Origin of the sequence: Zunongwangia atlantica 22II14-10F7 (genome assembly GCF_002094855.1) — a bacterium.
GTDB classification, from domain to species: Bacteria; Bacteroidota; Bacteroidia; order Flavobacteriales; family Flavobacteriaceae; genus Zunongwangia; species Zunongwangia atlantica.
The window spans coordinates 1-6,430 of sequence record NZ_ARYN01000038.1 but is presented as its reverse complement, the minus strand read 5'-3'; the positions used below and the strand labels follow the sequence as shown (position 1 = coordinate 6,430).

8 protein-coding genes are annotated in these 6,430 nt (G+C 36.1%); all 8 read left to right on the top strand.

The genetic code is table 11. The features are described from left to right. Positions 1 to 672 (top strand): response regulator transcription factor (locus IIF7_RS20180; protein WP_317041880.1); only part of this gene is annotated, 672 nt, incomplete at its 5' end. Continuing rightward, entirely contained in the window at positions 669 to 2,045 is a 1,377-nt protein-coding gene (locus IIF7_RS20175; protein WP_084843494.1) for a sensor histidine kinase, read from the top strand. The genes IIF7_RS20180 and IIF7_RS20175, both read left to right, overlap by 4 nt. A gap of 106 nt (positions 2,046 to 2,151) precedes the next feature. Then, on the top strand, positions 2,152 to 2,787 hold the full coding sequence (locus tag IIF7_RS20170; protein WP_084843493.1) for an HD domain-containing protein: 636 nt from the start codon (positions 2,152 to 2,154) through the stop codon (positions 2,785 to 2,787). Positions 2,788 to 2,792: 5 nt separating this feature from the next. After that, positions 2,793 to 3,230: a thioredoxin family protein gene (locus IIF7_RS20165; RefSeq protein WP_084843492.1), complete on the top strand. Its 438-nt coding sequence runs from the start codon at positions 2,793 to 2,795 to the stop codon at positions 3,228 to 3,230. Further along, a complete protein-coding gene (locus IIF7_RS20160; protein WP_084843491.1) occupies positions 3,230 to 4,213 on the top strand; it encodes an FAD:protein FMN transferase in 984 nt (327 codons plus the stop codon). Before IIF7_RS20165 ends, IIF7_RS20160 begins: the two co-directional genes overlap by 1 nt. Next, positions 4,210 to 4,422, top strand: a complete 213-nt coding sequence (locus IIF7_RS20155; RefSeq protein ID WP_084843490.1) for a DUF4266 domain-containing protein — start codon at positions 4,210 to 4,212, stop codon at positions 4,420 to 4,422. Before IIF7_RS20160 ends, IIF7_RS20155 begins: the two co-directional genes overlap by 4 nt. Continuing rightward, entirely contained in the window at positions 4,413 to 5,753 is a 1,341-nt protein-coding gene (locus tag IIF7_RS20150) for a DUF3570 domain-containing protein (RefSeq protein WP_084843489.1), read from the top strand. Before IIF7_RS20155 ends, IIF7_RS20150 begins: the two co-directional genes overlap by 10 nt. Before the next feature lie 85 nt (positions 5,754 to 5,838). Beyond that, positions 5,839 to 6,300: a heme-binding domain-containing protein gene (locus IIF7_RS20145; RefSeq protein ID WP_084843488.1), complete on the top strand. Its 462-nt coding sequence runs from the start codon at positions 5,839 to 5,841 to the stop codon at positions 6,298 to 6,300. Positions 6,301 to 6,430: the final 130 nt, after the last annotated feature.

The window sequence follows — 6,430 nt, the reverse complement described above, 5'->3', positions numbered from 1 at the left end:
ATTATGAGAATTCTAATTGTAGAAGATGAGACTGGCATATCTGGATTTTTAAAGCAGGGGCTAGAAGAAGAATCCTTTATTGTTGATATTTCAGATAATGGTAAAGAAGGATTAGAAATGGCACTTACCTCTAAATACGATCTTTTACTTCTAGATTGGATGCTCCCTGGTTTAAGCGGTATTGAAATTTGCCGGCAGTTTAGAAAAGATGATAAAGAAACCCCCGTAATTTTTTTAACGGCTAAAGATACTGTAGACGAAACTATTTTTGGTTTACAAAGCGGTGCCAACGATTACATTAAAAAACCATTTCATTTTGAAGAACTGCTAGAGCGAATTAAAGTACAGTTACGCCCAAAATCTGGAGATCATACCATTTTTACTTTAGGTCCCATAGAGCTTAATACAGTTACACACCAGGCTTTTAAAGATGGTAAAGAAGTTAGTCTTACACTTAAAGAGTTTGCTTTACTCGAATATTTAATTAGAAACAAAGAACGTGTGTGCACGCGAACCAAGATTATCGAAAAAGTATGGGATATTAATTTTAGTTATAATACGGGGGTGATCGATGTTTACATTAATGCCTTGCGCCGTAAACTTAATTTAGATCAAGACGAAAATTATATTCAAACGGTTAGGGGAGTTGGCTACATTGCCAAAGAATTATGAAGCTAAGTTTTAAAGATCGTATTGCTTTTTATTATATGCTGGCCACTGCGCTAATAGTGGCTTTTGCCTTTCTGGTTGTTTTTATTTTGGTAAAACAAACCGTTTACCAGCAATTAGATAACGATCTGCACTACGAAGCAACCATGCACTTGCAGGAAACTACTTTAGAAAAAGGAAAACCGGTTTTTTGGGACAAAGCCGAATGGGAAGAACGTGAGCATAATGAAGTTCAGGTAAATCCGGTTTTTGTACAGGTTATGGATAGCACTGGTGAAATTATTACCGATAAATCACCCAATCTTAAAGAATATCGATTACCATTTTATAAAGAAAAAGAAGATAACGAGCATTACAATGCATATTTAGAGGACGAACTTATAAGGCAAATCCAGGTACCTGTAAAAATGGATGGTAAAGTTTATGGCTACATTATCACAGCCATGTCTTTTGAAGGTTCGCAGGACGTAATTACACGTTTAGCGTGGATTCTTATTTTGTGTTATCCATTTATATTAATTGGTTTATTTTTTATTTCGAGGTTACTGGCGGGGCGAAGTATAAAACCAATTCAAGAAATCACGCAAACGACGAATCTTATTAGTCGGGATCATCTTAACGAGCGGGTAAGTTTACCCGAAAATCAGGACGAACTTTACGAGCTTTCACTATCTATAAACAGTCTTTTAGATCGTGTAGAACAGGCCATTGAAAGAGAACGCCAGTTTACCAGTGATGCTTCGCACGAGTTAAGAACACCTATTTCTTCGATTAGAGGAACTTTAGAGGTTTTAATAAGAAAGGAAAGAACCAGGGAAGATTACGAAAATAAGATTAACTACAGCCTGGATGAAATCGATAGGATGAGTCTTATTATCGAGCAACTTTTATTTTTGGCCAGAAATGATGAAACTCCCAAACTGGATAATAATAGTAAAACTGAAATTATTTCCCTTATCGATGAGGTACTTAACGAAAATAGTTTAAAACTGAAACAAAAAAATATTCAACTGGTTCTTGATGCTGAAGATGTTAACGAATTTTTAGTGCATTATTACTATGGTTATGCCATCCTGAATAATGTTGTTGAAAATGCAATAAAATATGCCTATCCAAATTCAAAATTAATCATCGAGTTAAAGCTGAAGAACTCCAGGGCTGTAGTAAAAGTGATTGACGAAGGAATTGGTATTAAAGAAGCCGATATTGGTAAAATTTTTAATCCATTTTTTAGGTCTGAAGGTTTAGACCATAAAGACATTAAAGGTACTGGTTTAGGACTTTCAATAGTACAAAAAGCTGCACAGGCCATTGGTGCACAAATAGAGGTTAGCAGTATTAAGCACAAAGGCACCACTTTCACGATATATTTTTAAGCAAATCTTAAGGAAAGACTCAGTTTATCTTTAGATACACCCTTTACTTTTAGTGTATTATAAAGGTGGATATGGTATAGAATTACTTCAACTAAATTTTTGATATATGTTGATTGATGAAGTAAAATCGCATTGTGAAACCCTACTTTCTTCACAATGCTGTAAAGAAATGTCTTTTCATAATTTGGAGCATACACGCGATGTGGTAAGCAATATCGAGACCATTGGCAAATCGATGGGGCTGTCTTCAGCCTTTTTAGAACCGGTAATTATCGCAGGATGGTTTCACGATACCGGATTCTTAAAATGTTACAAAGAACACGAAGAATTTAGCGTTTCACTGGCGCATCAATTTTTGGTAGCTAAGAATTGGCCTGCTGAAAAGATTGAAATGGTAAGCAGTTGCATTCGATCTACCCACATGCCGCAAACGCCAAGTTGTCTAGAAGCAGAAATTCTATGTGATGCCGATATTTTTCACCTGGGAACTTCAAAATTTATCACTCGTAATAAGCTTTTAAGGAAGGAATGGGAAGAGAAGCTTCAGGAGCATTATTGCGAGGAAACCTGGCTTCAGTTAAATATTCAATTTCTTAGGAAGCAGCATTTTTTTACCCGCTACGGAAAAACAATTCTGGAGCAGGGAAAAAATCAGAATATCAAATTTTTACAAAATAAATTGGAACAAATCACAAAGTCGGCTTCAACAAAAATCAATGCCGATTTTACCCAAAATCGATAATTAAAATGAAGAATATTTTGCTTGTTATTATTTGCGTTTTTTCAACTCAATTTTTATTGGCGCAGGATTGGAAAACAGATTTTTCTGAAGCCAAAAAAGAAGCAGCTAAAGCAAACAAACCAATCATTTTGGTCTTTCAGGGATCAGATTGGTGTGCGCCATGCATAAAACTGGATAAAGAAATTTGGAGTACTGAAGAATTTAAAGCCTATGCACAGAAAAATTATGTGATGCTACAAGCCGATTTTCCACGGAAAAAGAAAAACGAACTTACCGCAACACAGCAGGAGAAGAACAACAAATTGGCCGAAATGTATAATCCTAACGGCTATTTTCCTTTTGTGGTGATTTTGGATAAATCTGGCAAAGTTTTAGGCCAGGCCGGCTATCAAAAAGCAGAGGTAAAAGAATACATAACTATGCTTAATAAGTTTGTGAAATAATGCGAAAAGCAGCTTTGTTTATGGTGCTTTTATCTGTTTCTGTTCATCTAAATGCGCAGCAAACGATTAAGCGTACTTTAAAACTAATGGGTAGTCGTTTCGATATTACGGTGGTAGCAAAAGATAGTACTGGGACAAATAATTATATAGATATGGCTGTGGCTGAAATTACTCGTATCGAGAAACGAATTTCATCCTGGGATCCAAATTCAGAAACTTCATTAATTAACGCTAATGCTGGGATAAAACCTGTAAAGGTAAGTCAGGAGCTTTTTGATCTTATAAAAAGAGCGATAGGAATATCGAATCTTACAGATGGCGCTTTCGATATTAGTTATGCGTCGATGGATAAGATTTGGAAGTTTGATGGAAGTATGGCGCAAATGCCTTCTGAAGAAGAGATTAAAAACTCGGTTTCTAAAGTAGGTTTTCAAAATATTTTGCTGAATGAAGCTGAAAGAACCGTATTTCTGAAATTACCCGGAATGAAAATTGGTTTTGGAGCGATTGGCAAAGGCTATGCTGCAGATAAAGCCAAAGAACTCCTGAAGACTAAAGGTGTTGAAGCCGGGATTATTAATGCTTCTGGCGATATGAATACCTGGGGAAAACAGATAAACGGAACATCCTGGAAAGTTGCTATCACCAATCCCATGGATAAAAACAAAGCTTTTGCGTTGCTACCAATAAAGAACGAAGCTGTAGTGACTTCTGGAGATTACGAAAAGTTTGTAGAATTTAACGGTACACGATATGCCCATATCATCGATCCAAGAACAGGTTATCCTGCAACCGGAATAATAAGTGTTACGGTTTTTGCTCCTAAAGCTGAATTGGCCGATGCCCTTGCAACTTCAGTATTTGTGATGGGAATAGAAGTAGGCCTAAACCGGATAAACCAATTACCCAAAATAGAATGTATAATTATTGATGCTGAAGGAAAAATCCATACTTCAGATCATATTGAAATCGCAACAAAATGATCAAAAAAATAGTAATTCTTGCAGTGGTGCTATGCAGTACGGTCTCATGCTCGGTAATAAAGGAATATCAAAAAGTATATATCAACGATCCCGATATGGTTTTGGGATCAAAAAAAGTAGATCGTTTTCAAACAAATTTCCATTCGTATAGAGAAGCAGCTTCTGGTGCGAATGGCGGTAAAACTGGTGGAGGATGCGGATGCAATTAAAATATCAAATTAGTATACTGGCGATTTTGGGCATTTTTAATGTTCATTTTTTAACAGCTCAACAAGAGGAAAATAACTCTGTAGGAGTAGAAGGCTATAAGAAAAGAGTTTTGGAAAATACTGAAATCGACTTTTTAAGCAGTTATTATTCTCAGGAAGGGAATAATGCTGCGGTATCTGGTGGAACGGGAACTGAAGAATTAACAGATTTTACCCCAACCATTGTTGTGTCTATTCCGTTAAACGCAGATGATGTTTTAACGATAGACGCTGGAATTTCAGCATATACATCGGCTTCTTCAAGTAATATCGATCCTTTTGATGGTAGCGGACAGGCAGATCCTTTTACGGCCTCTTCAGGAGCTTCTAGTGGCGATACCTGGGCAAACATTAACGGTACGTATAGCCATAGCTCTAACGATCGCAATACAATTTGGACGGCGAATGCATCTTTGGCAAGTGAATACGATTATTTTTCAGTAGGTTTTGGTGGAAGTTTTACAAAGTTATTTAATGAAAAAAATACTGAACTTACCCTACACACCAAGATCTATCTGGATACCTGGAAGCCCATTTATCCGATAGAATTAAGAGCTTTTGGTGAAAATGGAGCGGGTTTAAATGATGCTTTATTTCAACGAAATTCGATCACAGGAAACCCAAATTATAGTCCGCAGTTTAACGAATTTACTGATAAAGGCAGAAATTCGTATGCTTTAGGTTTAAACTTCTCGCAAATTCTTAGTGAACGCCTGCAAGGATCGCTGGCTGTAGATGTGGTAAGCCAAAACGGACTATTATCTACGCCTTTTCAGCGGATTTATTTTGCAGATGTGGCCGATTCGTTTATTCAGGATTTTCAATTGGCCGATGCCATAGAGCAACTGCCAGACACCCGTTTTAAAGTGGCTGTTGGTGGGCGTTTAAATTATTATCTAAACGAAACTTTTGTGCTACGGGGGTATTATCGATTTTATAATGATGATTGGGGAATACAATCGCATACCGCAAGTTTAGAAATGCCAATAAAGCTGGGGAGTAAATTCACGCTTTATCCATCGTATCGTTATTATACGCAAACCGCAGCCAATTATTTTGCTGGTTACGAGATGCATCAGTCTGAAGAGCAATTTTTTACTTCAGACTATGACCTTTCAGAGTTCAATGCAAATCAATTTGGCTTCGGTGTTAATTATACCGATATTTTTACCAAATTCAATATCTGGAGCTTGCATTTAAAAAGTATAGATCTTCGCTATCTTTATTACGAAAGGAATTCTGGCTTAAATTCTGGTTTGGTGTCTTTGGGCGTTAATTTTGTTATTCCGTAGTAATTCATTTTAAAGAAACATAGCAGCTTTAATAAATTGCGCCGGGGTATTGTACCCTTGGGCGGAGCCAATAAATTCCATAAATATGTCTGGTAAGAAAAAAAAATCAACAATAATTTTAATTAGTGTTTTAGCGATTTTTTCTGTCCTTCAGTTTTTTAGGCCAACAAAAAATATTTCCGAAGAAATGTCTAATAAGGATATTTTAAAAGCTGAAGATCCTCCAAGAGATGTTTCCAGGATTTTGGTAACTTCATGCTACGATTGCCATTCTAATAATACAAAGTATCCTTGGTATAGCGAGATTACTCCGGTTAATTTCTATTTAGATGATCACGTAAAAGATGGAAAACGACATTTAAATTTTTCAGAATGGGCTGCCTTATCTTCTGAAAAAAAAGCACATAAAATTGAAGAAATAGGGGAAGAGGTAGAACGTGGAAAAATGCCTTTAGATTCTTATGTTTGGTTACATAAAGAGGCCAATATTACAGAAAAAGAGAAACAAATTTTGTTGGATTGGGTAAAAAATTATGAGCTAAAATAACGAATATCGACTATAAAAAAAGCCTGGCAATTAGATTCTGCCAGGCTTTTTGTTTCTATTCTAAGCTCGAGATTATTGAATTAGCTCGAATGCACCTTTGCTTAAGATTTGTTTGTTTTGGTCTAATTGC

What these genes read in the sequence shown, in the direction of transcription:
- IIF7_RS20175 (WP_084843494.1), top strand. Translation starts at nt 669, where the DNA reads ATGAAGCTAAGTTTTAAAGATCGTATTGCTTTTTATTATATGCTGGCC.
- IIF7_RS20170 (WP_084843493.1), top strand. Translation starts at nt 2,152, where the DNA reads ATGTTGATTGATGAAGTAAAATCGCATTGTGAAACCCTACTTTCTTCA.
- IIF7_RS20165 (WP_084843492.1), top strand. Translation starts at nt 2,793, where the DNA reads ATGAAGAATATTTTGCTTGTTATTATTTGCGTTTTTTCAACTCAATTT.
- IIF7_RS20160 (WP_084843491.1), top strand. Translation starts at nt 3,230, where the DNA reads ATGCGAAAAGCAGCTTTGTTTATGGTGCTTTTATCTGTTTCTGTTCAT.
- IIF7_RS20155 (WP_084843490.1), top strand. Translation starts at nt 4,210, where the DNA reads ATGATCAAAAAAATAGTAATTCTTGCAGTGGTGCTATGCAGTACGGTC.
- IIF7_RS20150 (WP_084843489.1), top strand. Translation starts at nt 4,413, where the DNA reads ATGCAATTAAAATATCAAATTAGTATACTGGCGATTTTGGGCATTTTT.
- IIF7_RS20145 (WP_084843488.1), top strand. Translation starts at nt 5,839, where the DNA reads ATGTCTGGTAAGAAAAAAAAATCAACAATAATTTTAATTAGTGTTTTA.